This window comes from Streptomyces sp. NPDC094034, from assembly GCF_040303865.1.
Taxonomy (GTDB): Bacteria; Actinomycetota; Actinomycetes; order Streptomycetales; family Streptomycetaceae; genus Streptomyces.
This window is the reverse complement of the sequence record NZ_JBEOUD010000026.1, coordinates 79655-97710: the sequence shown is the minus strand read 5'-3', so window position 1 is coordinate 97710 and position 18056 is coordinate 79655. Positions and strand designations below refer to the sequence as shown.

The window sequence follows — 18056 nt, the reverse complement described above, 5'->3', positions numbered from 1 at the left end:
CCCCGGTCAGGCCAGCGCCCGTGCCAGTCGGCGATCCACTTGCGAGGGCGACATGGCGTGCTCGGTCGCGAGGATCCCCGCCCCGATGACGGCGGCGTTCTCGCCCGTGCGGCTCGGCTCGATCCGCAGCACTCGCGTGGCCAGCGGATGGGAGCGGCGGTACACCGCTTCCCGCACCCCGGCGAGGAGTTGGTCGTGTACGGCGGCCAGGGCGCCGCCGAGCACGACCGTGTCCGGGTTGAAGAAGTTGACCAGTCCCGCCAGCACCTCGCCGACGGCCCGGCCCGCCTCACGCACCATCCGTACGGCGTCCCGGTTGCCGGAGGCCACCAGCCGCACCACATCGCTGCCCGAGGTCGCGTCCAGACCGAGACCGGCCAGTTTCGCCGCGAGCGCCGCACCGCCCGCCACCGCCTCCAGACACCCGGTGTTGCCGCACCGGCATGGTTCGCCCTCGTCCCCGACCCGGATGTGTCCGATGTCGCCGGCGCTGCCCTGAGCGCCGCGGTGGAGCCGGCCGTCGGCCACGATGCCGCAGCCGATGCCCGTACCGACCTTGATGTAGAGGAGGTAGCGGGTGTCCGGAAACGCGCGGCGCTGCTCGGCCAGTGCCATCACATTCACATCGTTGTCGACCAGCGCCCGCACCCCGAAGCGCGAGGCGAAGAACTCCGGGATCGGATACTGGTGCCAGCCCGGCATGATCGGCGGATCGATGGGGCGACCGGTCGAGAATTCGACGGGTCCTGGCACCCCGACCCCGATCGAGCGCAGTGTGCGCGGATCCCGTTCGGTCTCCTTGAGCAGCGCCTGAAGCGCCCGCTCCACCCTGCGCAGTACCGATTCCGGGCCGTCCGCGATCGACAGCGGCTCCTTGTGCGTGGCCAGCGTCGCCCCGCCGATGTCCGTCAGGGCCACCGCGCAGTGCGAGGCGCCGAGGTCCACCCCGGCCACCAGATGTCCGTCGGTGCGCAGTTGGAGCCGGCGCGGCGGTCGGCCTCCGGTCGAGTCCCCGGGCGCTGGGGCGGATTCGTCGACCAGTCCGTGCGCGATCAGCGCGTCCACCCGCTGGGAGACCGTGGAGCGGGCCAGTCCGGTGAGGCGCGCGATGTCCGCGCGCGTCGCCACGGCTCCGGAACTGATCAGCCCCAGCACCTCGCCGGGCGTATAGGTGGCGGAACCGCTGTGATCCGACGGCGCAGACATGCCAGTCACCCTAGGGACGACTTTCGCTGCTCACAAGGCATCCCGCGTTCGTCCGTCGACACAAGTTCCCGTCAAGTCGCCGAAAAACAAAGCGGCTTGAGCTCTTGACAGGTCAAAGGCGAGTCACGACTCTGCACAACAGACCGCTGACCGAGGAGCCGGCTGATGCTGACGATGCAGGGCGTGTCCAAGAGCTTCCTGGGGGTGCGTGTGCTCCACGACGTGGAGCTCGACCTCGAACGGGGCGAAGTCCATGCCCTGGTGGGCGAGAACGGCGCCGGCAAGTCCACCCTGATGAAGATCCTCGCCGGCGAGCACATCCCCGACACCGGCACCATCACGATCGACGGCACCGCGCACACGTTCACCCATCCGGCGCAGGCGCAGGCGGCCGGAATCGGCATCATCCACCAGGAGTTCGCGCTCCTCCCGCACCGCACGGTCGCCGAGAACGTCTTCCTCGGCCGTGAACCGGTCCGCCGCGGACTCGTGGACCGCACGGCCATGGAGCGCCGTACGGCCGAGCTCCTCGCCGAGATCGACGAGACCGGTATCACCCCGCGCACCCCCGTCCGGGAACTGTCCGTGGCACGCCAGCAGACCGTCGAGATCGCCAAGGCGCTCGCCTCCGACGTCCGTGTCCTCGTCATGGACGAACCCACCGCGCCCCTGGCGGACCACGAGAGCGAACTCCTGGCGGCGCTCGTGCGCAGACTCGCCGCGCGCGGCCTCGGGATTCTCTATATCTCGCACCGTCTGCCGGAGGTCTTCGACCTCTCGGGGCGCATCACCGTCCTCAAGGACGGCCGCCGCGTCACCACACTGCGCACCGCCGAGACGAACGCCGACGAGGTCGTACGCGGCATGGTCGGGCGGGAGCTGACCGCCTACTACCCGCCGCGTGCCCGCCCGGAGGAGATCGGGGCGGAGCGGCTCACGGTCACCGGCGGCGGCAATGACCGTATCGATGACATGAACCTGACATTGCGGGCGGGCGAGATCGTCGGTGTCGCCGGGCTCCAGGGATCGGGACGTACCTCACTGGCGCGTGCCCTGTTCGGCGCGGCCCCCTTCACCAGGGGCGTCATGACCGTGGGCGGCGGTCCCCTGCGCCCCCGCCGCCCACGCCAGGCCATCCGCGCCGGCATCGCGCTGGTCACCGAGGACCGCAAGACAGAGGGGCTCGCGCTGCACCAGTCGGTGCGGGACAACGCGCTGCTCGTCACCCGGGCCGTCGCCCCGCGCGGCGGGCCGCCACCGCCGAAGAGCGGCGAGATCACCGCGCTTCTGGAGCGCGTACGTCTCCAGGCTCGTGGGGAGGACCAACAGGCGCTGTATCTCTCGGGCGGCAATCAGCAGAAGGTCGTCATCGCCAAGTGGCTCGCGGCCCGGCCCCAGGTGCTGCTGTTCGACGAGCCGACCCGGGGCGTCGATGTCGGCGCCAAGGCCGCCATCCACACCCTGGTCCGTGAACTCGCCCGCGAAGGACTCGCCGTACTGATCATCTCCTCCGAACTCCCCGAGCTGATCGGTATGAGCGACCGGCTCCTCGTGATGGCCGAGGGCCGTCTCGTGGGCGAACTGCCCGCCGGCGCGGCGGAGGAGGACATCATGCGGCTCGCCACCAGCGGGCGCCGTGGCGAGCGGGAGGAGGCCGCGTGACCACGACCGAACGCGGACCGCTCGCCGTGCCCCGGGCCGCTGCCCGCCCCCTCGGAGTCCGGCTCGGCGATCCCGTCGTCGGTGTCTGGCTCGCGGTGCTGGCCGTCACACTCCTCGGCTGGATCGTCGTCACCGCGCGCGGCGGGGATTTCCTCACCACCACCAATGTGGTCGCGATCCTGCAGAACAGCGTCGCGCTCGGCCTCGTCGCCGTCGGTCAGTCGGTGGTGATCCTCACCGGTTCCCTGGATCTGTCGGTGGCCTATCTCATCAGCCTCGGCACCCTCGTCGCCGCCGAGACCATGGCGAGCGGCGGGGTGGTGACGGCCGTGATCGCCGTCCTCGCGCTGTCGGCCGCCGTCGGACTCGCCAACGGACTCATCGTCACGGGCCTGAAGGTCAACGCGTTCATCGCGACCCTGGGCACGGCGTTCATCCTGCGCGGCTGGATCGAGGACAACTACACCGGCCCCGCCGGAAAGGTACCGGCCTCCTTCCAGCATCTCGGTTACGACCGAGTCGGTCCCGTCCCCGTATCGGTGTTCCTCCTCGCGGCGGTGGCAGGCACGGTGTGGTTCCTCACCCGCCGTACCCGCCTGGGCCATCACATGTACGCGACCGGGGGCGACGAGCACGCCGCCAGGCTCTCCGGCGTCCGCACCCGCCGTACCGTCGTCATCGCGCACATCATCTGCTCCCTGTGCGTCGGCGCGGCGGCGCTGTTCCTCGCGGCGCGGCTGGGCGCGGGAGCGCCCTGGGCGGGTACGGAGGCCCGCTATGACCTGGAGTCGATCGCCGCGGTGGTTCTCGGTGGTACCGCGCTGGCCGGCGGGCGCGGCGGGGTGGCGGGGACCCTCGGCGGAGTCCTCGTCCTCGCCGTGCTCGACAGTGTCTTCAACCAGTTGGCGGTCGACCCGTTCTTCAAGAACGTGGTCCGCGGTGTCGTCATCATCGCGGCCGTCGCCGTCTACGCCAGACCCCGCCGTGCCGCGAAGGGAAGGCCGACCGCATGACCACGGCAACCGTCACCCAGCACGGCAAGCGCGTCGTACGGGCACTGGGCACCGGCACCCCCGTCTTCGTGCTCCTCGCCGTGCTGCTCGCCGCGCTGGCCGTCACCGATCCCGGCTTCTACGAACCCGATCGCTTCCTCTCCTTCGTCAAGCGTGCCGCGCCCCTCGTGATCCTCGCCGCCGGCCAGTATCTGGTCATCGTCTGCGGCGAGTTCGACCTCTCCGTAGGGGCGATCGTCACCGCGGGTGTGGTGGTCGCCGCCGAGTTGTACGGCTCGTTCCCCGGTGCCTCCTGGCCACTCGTGACCGCCTTGCTGCTCGTCGCGGGCGGGGTGGCGGGACTCGTCAGCGGGCTGATCACCACGGCACTGCGGGTGCCGTCGTTCATCACCACGCTCGGCATGATGCTGATCCTCGAAGGGGCGGTGTTCTTCTGGACCGGCGGCTCTCCGCAGGGCGCCCTGCCCGCCGCCTTCCGTCAACTCGGGCGCGGCACCGCGTTCGGCTGGCTGCCCTGGGCGGTGATCGTCTGCCTCGTCGTCGGCGCCGCCGCGGTGCTGCTGATGCGCTCGGACTTCGGCCGTACGCTTGTCGCCACCGGCGACAGCGAACGCGCCGCGGCCCTCGCCGGGGTGCGGGTCGCCCGCGCCCGGATCATCGCCTTCGTCCTCTCCGGGGCCGCCGCGGCCATTGCCGCCGTCCTGGTCGGCGGCTTCTCCGGGGTCTCCGCCCAGGCGGGCAGGGGCTATGAGTTCGAGGCCATCACGGCCGTGGTCCTCGGCGGTGTGGTGCTCGGCGGCGGGCGGGGCTCCGTCGTCGCCGCCATGGCCGGCGCCTTCTCGCTCCAGGCGCTGTTCACCCTGCTCAACCTCCAGGGCGTCTCGGGCGCGCTGGAGTCGACCGTTCAAGGATGCATCGTCATCGCCGCCGTCGGTCTGGGAGCCGCCGACTGGTCCCGGCTGCGGCGCCGACGTACGAAACCCTCGGGAGGACAAGCCTCATGACAGCGATCCGCCCCCCGCGCGCACACGCGCTCCGCGACCGCGCCCTCACCTCGGCCGCCGCCCTGCTCGTGGCGGGTCTTCTCGCCTCCTGTACGAGCGACACGCCCCCGGACGCACAGGCCGCCCCCGGCAGCGCCTCCGCCTCCGCCGCCGACTCCGGCAGCGGCGAGCAGTCGGAGTTCTTCGAACAGACCGAGTACGACCGCCAGTTGGCCCTCGCCAAGGAAGAACCGCAAGGCCCGGCGGACAAGCCCTGGGAACAGATGCTGAGCCCCGAACTCATCGACACCGCGCGCTACAAGAAGCAGCGGGCGGGCGGTGTCCACCTCTGCTTCTCCAACGCCGGTGTGTTCAACCCCTGGCGCCAGGTCGGTCTGAAGAACATGACGGCGGAGGTCGAACTGCACGAGGAGATCACCGAGTTCACCGTCCTCGACGCACAGGGCAAGGACGACAAGCAGATCTCCGACATCCAGGAGCTGACCGGCAAGGGCTGTGACGCCCTGATCGTCTCCCCGAACACCACCGCGACCCTCACGCCCGCCGTCGAACAGGCCTGCGCCAAGGTGCCGGTCATCGTCTTCGACCGCGGTGTGGAGACCGACTGCGCGGTCACCTTCATCAATCCGGTCGGAGGCTATGGATACGGGGCGGTCGCCGCCGACTTCCTCGTCGAGAAGGTCAAGCCCAAGGGCAAGATCCTCGCCCTGCGCATCTCGCCCGGTGTGGATGTACTGGAGACCCGCTGGTCGGCCGCGAAGGTGGCCTTCGACAAGAGCGAACTCGACGTCGTCGACGTGAAGTTCACCGACGGCGACCCGGCCAAGGCGAAGGCTGTCGTCACGGACGCGCTGACCCGGCACGGCTCCATCGACGGCGTGTGGATGGACTCCGGCGCGACGGCCGTCGCCGCGGTGGAGGCGTTCGAGGACGCCGGGCAGGACGTACCGCCCATCACCGGTGAGGACCAGCAGGACTTCCTCCAGGCGTGGAAGGAGAAGAAGCTCACCGCGATCGCCCCCACGTACCCGACCTTCCAGTGGCGCACCCCCGTCATCGCGGCTCTCAAGATTCTTCAGGGACAGCAGGTCCCCAAGGAGTGGAAGCTCCCGCAGCCCTCCGTCACGGAGGACAACCTCGACTCGTATCTTGAGCCGGGCATGCCGCCGCTGCACTACGCGATGTGCGGCTGCGCCGATCTGCCCGGGTTCCCCAAGGACTGGGGAGGCAAGGGATGACGCGCTTCCCGCTCGGCGCCAACCCATGGATCTGGCACTCCCCCGTCGGGGGCGGCGCCCTGGCGGAGGTCCTGCCACGACTGGCCGGCTGGGGTTTCGACTGCGTCGAGCTGCCGCTTGAGCAGCCCGACGACTGGGAGCCGACGGCCACCGCCAAGCTGCTGGACACGACCGGGCTCGCCCCGGCGGCCGTGATCGCGGTCATGCCGCAGGACCGGAATCTCGTACGGACCGATCCGGGCACCGTACGGGCCACCCAGGACTATCTGCTGCGGTGCGTCGACGCGGCCCACGCGGTGTCGGCCCCCGTCGTGGCGGGCCCGGTGTATGCGGCGGTCGGACGTACATGGCGCATGACCCCCGCCGAACGGACCGCCGCCTACGCGGAGTTCAGGGAGCACATCGCGCCCGTGACCGACCACGCGCGCGCCGCGGGGGTCCGGATCGGGGTCGAGCCGCTCAACCGTTACGAGACCGCTCTGCTCAACACCGTCGGCCAGACCCTCACCGCCCTGGACGGCCTCGACACCTCGGTCATCGGGGTCGCCCTCGACACGTACCACCAGAACATCGAGGAGCGCACACTGCCGGGCGCGGTCCACGAGGCCGGCTCCCGCATCGTCCATGTCCAGGTGTGTGCCAACGACCGTGGCACGCCCGGTGCCGACCATCTCGACTGGGCCGGGTTCCTCACCGCGCTGGCCGGTGGCGGCTATCGGGGCGCCCTGTGTGTCGAGTCCTTCACCGCGCACAACGACGCGATCGCCGTCGCCGCGTCCGTCTGGCGTCCCCTCGCGGCCACTCAGGACGGCATCGCCACCGAGGGCCTCGCCTTCCTCCGCCAGGCTCTGGCAGCACACACCCCCTGACCGGTACCGACCCGCGTACCGAACTCCCTCAGAGAGGACCGGTAATGAGCCGTCATGCTCGCGGCATAAGAAGGGCGGTCATCGCCTCGGCAAGCGCGTTACTGCTCGGGCTCGCCGCGATTCCCGCCGCCGCCACCACCTCCGCGACCAACGAGGAACCCGCCTTCCGTGCCCTGCTCTTCACCCGCGCCGTGGGGTACGTCCACGGTTCCATCCCCGCCGGCATCAAGATGTTCGAGGAGGAGGCGGCCGAGAACAACTTCGAGATCGTCCAGAGTGCCGACCCGGCCGTCTTCGACGACGAGAAGCTGAAGGACTTCGACGCCATCGTCATGCTGCAGAACTCCGGCATGGTGTGGGACACCGACGCACAGCGCGACGCGATGGAGAAGTACGTACGCAGCGGCAAGGGCGTCGTCGCCATCCACAACACCCTCGACATGGGCGTCGAGGAGCAGTTCCCGTGGTGGGACGAGACCATCAACGGCGGCGTCCATATGCCGGCCCACTCACCCGGCGTGCTCCAGGGAACCGCCAAGGTCGCCGACCGCGTCCATCCCTCCACGAAGGGCCTGCCCGAGCGCTGGGAGCGCCCCGAGGAGTGGTACAACTTCGACCGCAACCCCCGCGGCGACGTGCACGTCCTGGTCACCGCGGACGAGACGACCTACGACCCGGGCGGCTCCGCGATGGGCGCCGACCACCCCATCTCCTGGTGTCGCAACACCCAGGGCGGCAAGGTCTGGGCCACCGCGATGGGACATGACACCCCGGCCTACAGCGAAGCGTTCTTCCGGGACCATGTCATCGGCGGACTGAAGTGGGCCGCGGGCACCGAGGCGGGCGACTGCGGCGGCACCGTCTGGAGCGGCTACGAGAAGGTCACCCTCGACGACAACACCGCCGACCCGATGGAGCTCGACGTCGCCAAGGACGGCCGTGTCTTCTACGTCCAGCGGGGCGGCGAGGTCAAGATCTTCGACCCCGAAGCCCACTCCACCGTCACGGCCGGCAAGCTCGACGTCTATACCGGCGGCGAGGACGGCCTGATCGGCATGGAACTCGATCCGGACTTCAGCAAGAACGGCTGGATCTATCTGTACCACTCCCCCGCCGGCGCCACGAAGGACATCAACCGCCTCTCCCGCTTCACCATCAAGGGCAACACACTCGACATGGCGAGCGAGAAGAAGCTCCTCGACGTGCCCGCCTACCGGGACCGCACCTTCCCGGAGCCCGGACACACCGGCGGCGCCGTCGAGTTCGGCCCGGACGGCACGCTCTATCTCAGCGTCGGCGACGACGTACCGCCCAACCTCGACCCCGACTGGCAGGGGTACGCGCCGATCGACTGGCGTCCGGGCAAGGAGATGCTCGACGCCGCGCGCACCGCGGGCAACACCAACGACCTGCGCGGCAAGATCCTGCGCATCAAGCCCACCAAGAACGGTGGCTACACCATCCCCAAGGGCAATCTCTTCAAGCCCGGCACCAAGAAGACCCGCCCCGAGATCTATGCGATGGGCTTCCGCAACCCGTTCCGCTTCACCGTCGACCAGAAGACCGGATACGTCCATGTGTCCGACTACGGACCGGACCGCGGGGCCCCCACCACCAACAGAGGACCGGAGGGCCTGGTCGAGTACAACGTCATCAAGAAGGCGGGCAACTTCGGCTGGCCGTTCTGCCACGGCAACAACCAGGCGTACGCGCCGTACAACCCGGACACCAAGGAAGTCGGCGCCAAGTTCGACTGCGCGAACCCCACGAACCCCTCGCCCAACAACACCGGGCTCACCGAACTGCCGGACCTGACACAGCCGGAGATCTGGTACGGCTACGGTGCCTCCGAGGAGTTCCCGGAGATGGGTGAGGGCGGGTCCGCCCCGATGAGCGGCCCGGTCTACCGCTACGACAGCGCGAACCCCTCCCCGACGAAGTTCCCCGCCTACTTCGACGGAGCCGGCTTCTTCTACGAGTGGGCGCGCAACTACGTCAAGGAGATCCGGTTCGACAAGGACGCGAAGCTCCTCAAGATCAACGACTTCCTGTCCTCGGCGAAGTTCAACAAGCCGATGGACATGACCTTCGGACCCGACGGCTCGCTGTACGTCCTCGAATGGGGCAGTTCCTTCGGCGGCGGCAACAACGACTCGGGCCTGTACCGCATCGACTACGCCCAGGGGCAGCGCATCCCGGTCGCCAAGGCCTCGGCCTCCGTCACGAACGGGCCCCTGCCGCTCGACGTCGCCTTCTCCAGCGAGGGCAGCACGGACCCGGACGGCGACGCGCTGACCTACGCGTGGGACTTCGACGGAGACGGCACATACGACTCCACCGAGGCGGCCCCCACCCACACGTACACCACCGCGGGGGACTTCACCGCCCAGCTCAAGGTCACCGACTCCACCGGCAAGTCGGGCTACGCCAACATCCCCATCACGGCGGGCAACACCGCGCCGAAGGTGACCATCGACTTCCCGGTCAACGGCAAACTCATCACGTTCGGCGACAAGATCCCCTACAAGGTCACGGTCACCGATCCGGAGGACGGGCCGGTCGACTGCTCCAAGGTCACCGTCAACCCGGCTCTCGGCCATGACGACCACGAGCACCCGACCACCGACATCCCGGGCTGCGAGGGCACCGTGGACACCGGTGACCTCGGCGGTCATCCCGAGGGCGCGGACCTCACCTACGTACTCAACGCCAAGTACACCGACAAGGGCGCCCCGGGCGCCTCCGCGCTCACCGGCTACGGCCGCGCCGTCCTCCAGCCCAGGCACAAGCAGGCCGAGTACTACGACGCGCAGTCCGGCACCCGCGTGATCTCACAGGCCGGCGCCGAGAACGGCAAGCGCATCGGCGACATCAGCGACGGCGACTGGATCGCCTTCGACCCGATGAGCGTCGAAGGCATCAGCGGTGTCAGCTACACGCTGTCCTCGCCGTACGGCGTCGGCGCGATCGAGCTCCGGGCCGACGCTCCCGATGGGCGGCTCCTCGCCACCACCCCGGTCCCCAACACCGGTGGCTGGGACACCTACAGGGCCACCCCGGCCGTGCCCGTCGAGGCGCTCGCGGGCACCCACAGGCTGTATCTGGTGTTCACCTCCCCGCAGAACAACTCGTTCGACGTGGACGCGGTGGAGTTCACCAGCCCGTAGGACAGCGGTACAGCAGGCGCCGCGCGCCCGGTGGGTCCACCGGGCGCGCGGCGCGCTTTTTCGCGCTCAGTACAAACCCGCGTGCGACGCGGCCCCGGAACCAAGGGGCCGGGTGCGGCCCATGACATCGAGCGAGCCGTTCTCGGTCCAGCGCCCGGTGTACCCGGAGTCCGTGAACGAGCCCCGGTGGCTGGCGGCCGGCTCGTAGCAGCCGTCGCACAGTCTGTCGAAGGGCAGGGCGGTGCCCGCGGCCCAGATCTGCCCCGTACCGCCCGTGGGCAGCACCCGGCCGTCCCCATCGCGGACCGTCACACGGACACGAGGCACAGCGGCACCCATACCGACCTGGCCCGCCGGGTTCCGGGCGCCCGCCGTGCAGTCCACCGCCGTCCAGGGCATGACGCCGTCGCGCGGTGAGAACTCCGCGAACAGCCGGGTGAAGGGCAGCAGTTCGGCATGGCGCTCCACGAGCCCGGCCGGCAACGGACCGCCGGTGATCAGGACCGTGCCCAGCCGCTCCCGCGTGCCCGGCCGGGACTCCGCCAGCACCGCCTCGTACTCGTCCGGTCCGTACACCGTGGCCGTACCCGACCCGCGCAGGCGGGGCACGGACTCGATCGCACCCGGAGGACGCGGTCCGTGAAACCCGCTGCCCGCGGCGACCGCCCACCACACCGCGAGCAGGGCCCGCACACCACCGGCTTCCTGACCGACCGTCACACCACGGGTGGGCCGGCCGGCCCGGCGCAGCCGGGCACCGACCGCGAACAGCCAGGCCCGGTGGTCGACGAGATGCCCCGTCACACCGTCGTCGGCGCCGAGTTCGGTCAGGAGGTAGGCGACATCGGCCGGGCCCGACCGTGGCAGGGAACCGTCCACCCGGAGGGGCGTGATCTTCGCCCAGGTCCGCTCGTCGTCCAGCACCATCGCGGGAAGCGACCACCGCTCCTTGGTGGCACCGCTGCACAGAACGAGCGTGGCACCGCTCAGGCAGGCGATCCGCGCGAGGGAGGCGTCGTCGACCCCCAGTGGTACGGGCACGCACACCGCGCCCAGCTTGAGCACGGCGAGCTGGGCCACCAGCGCCTGGGCATGGTCCGAGCAGTGCACGAGCACGGGGTCACCGAGTTGCACCCCGTAGCGCAGCAGCGCCGAGGCGAGGCGGCCCGAACCGCTCTCCGCCGACTCGTAGGTGAGTGTGCGGCCGCCGTCGGCGACGACGACCTCGTGGGGGCGCCTGGCCGCAGCGAGACTGAACAGCCCGTCCAGGGTGCCCGAATGCGCGGCGCCCTCCCTGAGTCCGGGCAGGACCGCGCGGCCCCCGCCGCGCCCGCTCGTATCGGGCGTGCCCGCGATGATCGTGGTCGCTGTGCTCACTCAGGGCCCCCAGGAATGACATGCTCGCTTCGCCGGAAGGGAGGCCCGGGATCCGGTGGATCAGTGATTCCCGCCCCAGGCGCCCCGCCCAGTGTCGCGGTGCCGGTCTGGGCAACTTCTTAAGACAATGTGCATTCGTCCCCGCGCCGGGAGACCTCTGTAGACCTCTGTTCGGGGTGGAGGTCAGGGACGCGTGGCCGTTGCCAGCCAGACGGCGCCGCGCAGCCGGACGCCCTCCGGGGTCTCGTACGGTTGGAGCGCCGTCCTCACCCGCTCGCGGGCATCCCTGACGACCCCCTCGTCCAGGCCGTCGAGATTGAAGCGGACCGGCCCCATCGCGAAGTAGAAGTCCACGGCCTCGTCGGCGTTCCGCCCCCAGTCGACGAGGCCTTCGACGCCGTCCACCGTCACCTCCGTGAACCCCGCGGCTGTGAGCACTTCGTGGACGTGAGAGGGATCGGAGAGCGACACCATGCCCCGCTGCGCGGGAGACGGGCGGCGGATGAGCGCGTTCACCGGCGCGAAGATCCGGGCCGAGTCCCCTTCCGGGGAGGGCAGTTGCGGGCAGATGAAGACGAGCCGCCCGCCGGGCCGCAGCGCGCCGCCGATATTGCTGAACGCGGCGACGTGGTCGGCGAAGAACATGACCCCGCCTCGGCTGAGGGCGACATGGTAGTGGCCGGCGGGGAAGGCGTGGACCTGCGCGTCACCCTGCTCGAAGACCGCGTTGTCGATGCCTTCCCCGGTGGCGACGGTCCGCGCCCGCTCCACCATGGGTGCGGAGATGTCGATCCCCACGGCCTGCCCCAGGGCCGCCCTGCGAGCGGCGAGGCGGGTGGTCTGGCCCGTGCCGCATCCGATGTCGAGCACGCGATCGCGCTCGCCGATCGCGGCGGCCTCGAACAGCGCGTCGTTGAATCCGCCGTTCAACGAGTCGTAGCGGTCGGGGTTGTCGGCCCAGTGCGCCCCCTCGTGACCATTCCACGCTTCAGCTTGCTGGGTGTTGGCGATCGGCTGCATGGACACTCCGCGGCTCCGGCTTCAACTGGAGTTGATCTCCAGTGTTCAACTCCAGAGATAGAGCGCGGTCGTGGGTGACGTCAAGCCGACCGGGGTCAGACGCCGATCAGTTCGAACGCGATGGCCGGGATACCACCGAACCGCTCGCCGAACGTCCGTACCTTCCTCTCCAGGAACGCGCGGGCGTCCGCCATGGGATGGTCCGGGCCCAGATAGTCGAGGTACGACCGGTGAGCCTCCAGGGCGGCCACCCCCTGGTCCACGAAGCCCGTCACATCGACGGCGTGGTCGGCGAGCGGGGAACCGCCGACGGCGGCGTACCGTACGCCCTTCCAGAGTCGCAGCCCCTCCTCGGCGAGTTCGGGGAATATCCAGCGGTTCCCGGCGTCACCCGCCGCGTCCAGCAGGGCGCGGCCCACATGACGGTGGTCGGGAGAATTCCAGTCACCGCCCCGCCATCGCTCGTGGAAGTTGAGCGTGACCAGGATCTCGGGACGATGCCGCCGGATGGCGGCGGCGATGTCGCGGCGCAGCGGGAGACCGTACTCGATGACGCCGTCCCGGTGGTCGAGGAACTCGACCTCCTTCACGCCGACGAGGGCGGCGGCCCGCAGTTCCTCCTCCTCCCGGACGCGTGCCGCCTCCAGGGGATCCATGGTGTCCATGCCGGCCTGCCCACGGGTCACCATCAGATAGACCACCTCGCGGCCGGCGGCGGTCCAGGCCGCCACGGCACACGCCGGGCCGTACTCCAGGTCGTCGGGGTGGGCGACGACGGCCAGCGCGCGCTGCCAGTCGTCGGGCATCGGGGCGTACGGTTCGGCCACGGGCGGCTCAGCCCTTCTCGGCGGCGGGGGCCCACACCGGCTCGTACTCCGCGTGGTCGATGCCGCGCTCCCAGACCGCGTGGAACGCGTCGGTGCACATCTTCGCCAGGGCCGGGTCCTCGGTCAGTTCGTGCGGTCCCCACGAGCCGTCGCCCGCGAAGTGCGTGAACCGGACCAACTTGCCGTCGAACACCCAGAAGTCGTTGCCAGGAAGCAGCAGGTCGGACACCAGGCGGCGGGGCAGCCAGCGCACCTTCTCGCCCGCCGGGACGTTGACGATGGTCGTCGTCTCCCACTCGTAGCGTATGAAGTCCGTGACCGGCTCCGAGACGATCCGCAGCCGCCGCCAGTCGACACCGCGGCCCACGGTCTCCTGCACGAGCTCGACCCAGTCGAGGTGCCGGTCGTACTCGATCGGCTTACCGGCCTGCCAGTCCACGAAAAGCGCGCCTTGCGGGGTGTACATGTCGCGCATCTCAAGATGAATGGCCGAATGCTTCGCCTGGCCGATGAGTTCCTTGAAGGCGGGCAGATTACTGGACATCACTGACTCCTTGGGGCGAGCCGAATCCATCTGGTCGGGTCGAAGGCTCATTGTCGCGGCGTGGTGGTGGGCACGGCGTCTCGTGAATTGCTCTCTTCGGAATCGGAGACGCGCGTACGCACGGCCCAGCGCACGGCCGGACCGCTGAGCGCCAGGGAGATCAGGAAGAGGGCGGCGAGCAACAGCCAGCCGACGAGGCCGAGACGGTCCGGCACGGTCGTCACGAGGACGGGGCCCGCGATCACCGCCAAGGCGTCGCCGGTGGCGAAGACCCCGCCGTACTGCCCCTGGGCGTTGTCGGGCGCCAACTCGTAGCGCAGGCCCCAGCGGGCCGCCTCCCCCCAGATCTCGCCGAGCGTGAAGAGTACGGTGGCGACGGCGAGCACCGCGGCGGCGGCCCACCCCGGGATGCCGCCGGACAGAGCCGCGGCCGCGCACGCGACCGCGAGCACCAGGAACGCCCACCGTTGCAGGCGGCTCGCGCCGGGCACCGTGTCGGCGTCACGGGCGACATAGACCTGTAGGAACACCACCATCAGCGTGTTGATGAGCATCAGCCACGCCGCCATCGCCCGTGGCGCGTCGGTATGGGTCACCAGCCACAGCGGTATGCCGAGCGCGAGCACCGTCGGACCGATCCTGGCGAGCCCGGACACCTGGGCGACCAGGATGTACGGCATGTCCCGCACCGCCGAGGGCCCGCCCTTCCGGCGTGGCTTCCTGGGCTGCCGGGGCACCCGCGGCAACCGCATGTACAGACCGGACACGACCACCATCGCGGCGGCGTTCCCCCAGAACAGGGCGAGATAGACATCGGGCGAGTCGACGGCGATGACGAAGCCGGCCGCCAACGAGGCGAGCGCGAAACCCCCGTTGAACACGGAGCGCATATAGGCCGACAGTTTCACCCGCCCTTCCCTGCCCATGACCCCCGACACCAGCGCGCCGCGCGCGACATGGCCGGTCTGCTCGGCGGTGCCCAGCAACGCCGCCATCAGCACGTACATGGGGAAGGAGTGGACGAACGCCGCTGAGATCAGCATCGCCGCCTTGCACAGCGCGAGCACGGCGGTCGTGCCGCGCGGCCCGAAGCGGTCGGCCAGGAAGCCGACCGGGACACCGAGCACGAGGGCCATCACACCGGCCGTCGACAGGCCGATGCCCACCTGCCCCGGGGACAGTCCCACCACCCGGACGAAGTAGACGGCACCGCCCGTCATGTACAGGCCGTTGCCGAGACTCGCCACGGCTGTGCACAGCACGAGAAGCCGCCCCGGTCCCGGGTCCGGCAACAGCCTGGACCAGATCGAGGTACGGCCCCGCTGAATCCGCTCGGCATCGGTCATGTGCAGGCTCCCGCCCGAAATGAGGATTGACGCCCTGTCAGGACAGGGGCATGATCGAAAATTCTGGGACGGCCGCGTCGAAAGGGATTTCCATGCCACATTCGTTCGTCCCCATCGGTACCGTCCGCGGATCGCGGCGGGAGTCCGTCGAGGACAACTGGGGAGGCGTCGAATGCCGCATCGAAATCGATCCGGAGGAATTGGACGCGGACGCGACGCTCGGACTGGGCGATTACTCTCATATCGAGGTCGTGTTCCTCTTTCATCGGATCGACCGGGTCTGCCGGGGAACACAACACCCCCGGGGAAATCCGTCGTGGCCCCGGACGGGGATACTCGCCCAGCGCGCGCCGAACCGGCCCAATCACTTGGGCGTCACCATCTGTGAGCTGGTGGCGGTCGACGGTCTCACGCTCTCCGTGCGCGGACTCGACGCCCTCGACGGCAGCCCGGTGCTCGATATCAAGCCCTGCCTGCCGGAGTTCGCGCCGCGTGGCGAGATCCAAGTACCCCGGTGGTCCACCGAATTGATGAGCCATTACTTCTGAGCTCCTCGTCCTCTCCACCGTCGGTCCCGGCTGTGTCGTACGCGTGGTCATCGCGTCCCTACGCCGGTTCGTGCCGGGCCTGGGTGCCCGGCGGATCGGCGGGCACGTGAGCGACCAGGTCCGTGCGTCCGGAGGCGATCAGTGTGTTGATCTCGTCCGCCGAGAGGCCGGCCGCCGAGAGCAGCGCCACCGGGAGGTCTCCGGCGAACGTCAGCTCCTCGGCGCGCCTGGTGCGGGCGATGCGGCCCGTACCGGGCTGGGCGGGTACGGCGAGAAAGTCGAAGCCCCGCGCCGCGGCATCGCCCGCGACGGTGGCCGGATCCCCGGTCGTTGACCCGTCCGGGGCGGACACCTGGACCAGCAGCCCCACCGCCCGCGCACCCGCGGCCTTCAACACGCGCGGATCCGTCGCGCCGTCCACGACGGGGCAGCGCACGGCGCCGTCCGCCGTGCGCAGGATCAGTGCGCCGGGCTTCTCCCAGGAGCCGTCCGCCTCCGCGACACGGCCCGCCAGGATCAGCCCTCCGATCGTGAGCGGCACATCACGGGGCTCGGCGTCGGTGGGCAGGCCCGCGAGCCGGTGCACGGTCTGTGCCACGAACTCCGGGTCGCGGTGGCGCAGCCGGTCGAAGGTGTTCACCGTCCTGCGGCTGCGCAGAGCGAAGACCGTGCGGTGGCCGTTCGTCCGGCCGCGGCGGCAGAGGGTCTCGAACCACTCCACGCTCTCCCGGGCCTCGGCCTGCGCCGCCGCGATCACCGGTCGGCGGGTGCGCGCGTACGTGTCGAGCGCCGCGGGGACCGTGGTCCCCTCGGCGAGCGCACCGGCGAGGCAGAGCGCGTCATCGATCGCCAGGGTGGTTCCGGAGCCGGTGGAGAAGTGCACGGTGTGCGCGGCGTCCCCGATGAGCACGGAACGGCCGTCGTGCCAGCGGTCGTTGACGATCGTGCGAAACGGCTGCCAGCCCGCTGTCTGGGCGTACAGCGGCGCACCGCGCAGTTCGTCGGTGAAGATCGCGGCGAGCCGCTTCTCGATCTCGGGGAGCGGCCGGTCGTCCAGCCCGTGGCCGGCCAGAGTGGCGGGGTCCGCCTCGACGATGAACGTGCTCTCGTCGGCGGCGTGCGGATAGGAGTGCACGATCAGCAGCCCCGGACGCAGGTCCTTGAGGACGAACGAGGGCTCCCGCACGACGGGCGCGGCGGCCCACAGGAAGCGGGTCCGCCCGGCGGTGACGGTCGTACCGAACGCCTGGGGCCGGGAGCGGCGCAATCGGCTGCCCGCCCCGTCGGCGAGGACGATCACATCGGGCGCGTCCCGCCCCTCCGGTATCGAGGGGACGGTCCGGCGGATCAGGCGCACCCGCGGCGCGTCGGCCGCCAGTGCGCGCACATGGTTGTGGAAGGTCCTGCGACGCAGTCCCACCATGCCGTAGGCACCCGACCAGATGCGCTCGTCACCACAGAGTGTCAGTGTGCGGTGCCAGCTGCCCCTGGCCGTCGAAGGCAGCGCGAAGGCGCGCGGGAAGACGCGCTGGACGCGGTCCATGAAGTCGGTGGACATGACGATTCCGGCGCCCGGTCCCCGACTGTCCCGGTCGTAGAGATCGATGGTGATGTCCGGTCGCAGCCGCGAGAGTTCCAGGGTGAAGAACGCCCCCGCCGCCCCCGCCCCGACGACCGCCACACGGCGCGGCGGCCGACCGGTCATCGAGGCGACCCGTCCCAGTGGAATCGTTCGCCGCGCGCCAGCGCCGCGCCCCTCGACGCGGCCATCATCTCGCCGCTGGCCACCTTCATGATGGTCATGAACTCGCCGAACTCGGATTCCGGGGCGTTCAGCGAGGCACCGGCCCGGGCCATCAGCTCCAGCCAGCGCAGCCGGTGCTCCCGGGCGATGAGGGCCTGGCTGTGCGCCTGATGCAGACGCGGTTCCCAGGCCGCGGTCAGATCGTTGGCGCCGTACATCCTGACGAAGTGCCCGGCGAGGCGATCGGCGTGCAGAGCCCAGTCGGGCACCGGGAACAGCGGCGCCAGCACCTCGTCCTCGGCGACGAGTTCGTAGAAGCGTGCGGTCAGAGCCCGGAAGAACGGCTCACCGCCGATCGCCGCGTAGAAGTCCTCGACTTTGCGGTCGACCTGTGACGGGGTCAGCCGGTCACCGGACTTGAGCCCCTGGTCGGCTACGAGCAATACCTTGCCGTCGTGGTGTGGTACCGGTTGTGGCGGCACGGACCTCTC

At 70.1% G+C, this 18056-nt stretch carries 15 protein-coding genes; 7 read left to right on the top strand and 8 right to left on the bottom strand.

Features of this window, described 5'->3' with window-relative positions; genetic code table 11:
* Positions 1–6: 6 nt before the first annotated feature.
* Complete coding sequence (locus ABTZ59_RS22670; RefSeq protein ID WP_351411153.1) at positions 7–1206, bottom strand: ROK family transcriptional regulator; 1200 nt, start codon at positions 1204–1206, stop codon at positions 7–9.
* A gap of 165 nt (positions 1207–1371) precedes the next feature.
* Between ABTZ59_RS22670 and ABTZ59_RS22665 the strand changes: the two genes are divergently transcribed.
* From ABTZ59_RS22665 to ABTZ59_RS22640, 6 genes are read left to right on the top strand one after another with little or no spacing between them, the layout of a single operon-like run.
* Positions 1372–2868, top strand: coding sequence for a sugar ABC transporter ATP-binding protein (locus tag ABTZ59_RS22665; protein ID WP_351411145.1), 1497 nt, complete (start codon positions 1372–1374; stop codon positions 2866–2868).
* A 26-nt stretch (positions 2869–2894) separates the two neighbouring features.
* Entirely contained in the window at positions 2895–3881 is a 987-nt protein-coding gene (locus ABTZ59_RS22660) for an ABC transporter permease (RefSeq protein ID WP_351411391.1), read from the top strand.
* Positions 3878–4885, top strand: a complete 1008-nt coding sequence (locus ABTZ59_RS22655) for an ABC transporter permease (RefSeq protein WP_351411131.1) — start codon at positions 3878–3880, stop codon at positions 4883–4885. The genes ABTZ59_RS22660 and ABTZ59_RS22655 overlap by 4 nt, the downstream gene beginning before the upstream one ends.
* Positions 4882–6123, top strand: a complete 1242-nt coding sequence (locus ABTZ59_RS22650) for an ABC transporter substrate-binding protein (RefSeq protein WP_351411119.1) — start codon at positions 4882–4884, stop codon at positions 6121–6123. The genes ABTZ59_RS22655 and ABTZ59_RS22650 overlap by 4 nt, the downstream gene beginning before the upstream one ends.
* Positions 6120–6992, top strand: coding sequence for a sugar phosphate isomerase/epimerase family protein (locus ABTZ59_RS22645; RefSeq protein WP_351411113.1), 873 nt, complete (start codon positions 6120–6122; stop codon positions 6990–6992). The genes ABTZ59_RS22650 and ABTZ59_RS22645 overlap by 4 nt, the downstream gene beginning before the upstream one ends.
* Before the next feature lie 44 nt (positions 6993–7036).
* Positions 7037–10159 carry a ThuA domain-containing protein gene (locus ABTZ59_RS22640; RefSeq protein WP_351411097.1) on the top strand — a complete coding sequence of 1041 codons (3123 nt, stop codon included), beginning with the start codon at positions 7037–7039 and terminating at the stop codon, positions 10157–10159.
* 66 nt (positions 10160–10225) lie between these two features.
* Here ABTZ59_RS22640 and ABTZ59_RS22635 read toward each other — a convergent pair whose 3' ends face one another.
* The 5 genes from ABTZ59_RS22635 to ABTZ59_RS22615 all read right to left on the bottom strand — a co-directional run bounded on the left by ABTZ59_RS22635 (position 10226) and on the right by ABTZ59_RS22615 (position 15273).
* Positions 10226–11536, bottom strand: coding sequence for an AMP-binding protein (locus ABTZ59_RS22635; protein ID WP_351411079.1), 1311 nt, complete (start codon positions 11534–11536; stop codon positions 10226–10228).
* Positions 11537–11719: 183 nt separating this feature from the next.
* A complete protein-coding gene (locus tag ABTZ59_RS22630) occupies positions 11720–12556 on the bottom strand; it encodes a class I SAM-dependent methyltransferase (protein WP_351411070.1) in 837 nt (278 codons plus the stop codon).
* A gap of 95 nt (positions 12557–12651) precedes the next feature.
* Positions 12652–13362 (bottom strand): PIG-L deacetylase family protein, encoded by a 711-nt coding sequence (locus tag ABTZ59_RS22625; RefSeq protein WP_351411378.1) that lies wholly within the window; start codon positions 13360–13362, stop codon positions 12652–12654.
* Between the two features lie 28 nt (positions 13363–13390).
* A complete protein-coding gene (locus ABTZ59_RS22620; RefSeq protein WP_351411059.1) occupies positions 13391–13927 on the bottom strand; it encodes a DUF6879 family protein in 537 nt (178 codons plus the stop codon).
* Positions 13928–13974: 47 nt separating this feature from the next.
* Positions 13975–15273: an MFS transporter gene (locus ABTZ59_RS22615; RefSeq protein WP_351411054.1), complete on the bottom strand. Its 1299-nt coding sequence runs from the start codon at positions 15271–15273 to the stop codon at positions 13975–13977.
* Between the two features lie 50 nt (positions 15274–15323).
* On the opposite strand from ABTZ59_RS22615, the gene ABTZ59_RS22610 reads away from it, so the two are divergent.
* Positions 15324–15821 (top strand): SAM-dependent methyltransferase, encoded by a 498-nt coding sequence (locus tag ABTZ59_RS22610; protein ID WP_351411048.1) that lies wholly within the window; start codon positions 15324–15326, stop codon positions 15819–15821.
* A gap of 58 nt (positions 15822–15879) precedes the next feature.
* Here ABTZ59_RS22610 and ABTZ59_RS22605 read toward each other — a convergent pair whose 3' ends face one another.
* Complete coding sequence (locus ABTZ59_RS22605; RefSeq protein ID WP_351411043.1) at positions 15880–17526, bottom strand: FAD-dependent monooxygenase; 1647 nt, start codon at positions 17524–17526, stop codon at positions 15880–15882.
* Positions 17523–18047: a truncated hemoglobin gene (locus ABTZ59_RS22600; protein ID WP_351411033.1), complete on the bottom strand. Its 525-nt coding sequence runs from the start codon at positions 18045–18047 to the stop codon at positions 17523–17525. The genes ABTZ59_RS22605 and ABTZ59_RS22600 overlap by 4 nt, the downstream gene beginning before the upstream one ends.
* Positions 18048–18056 lie beyond the last annotated feature (9 nt).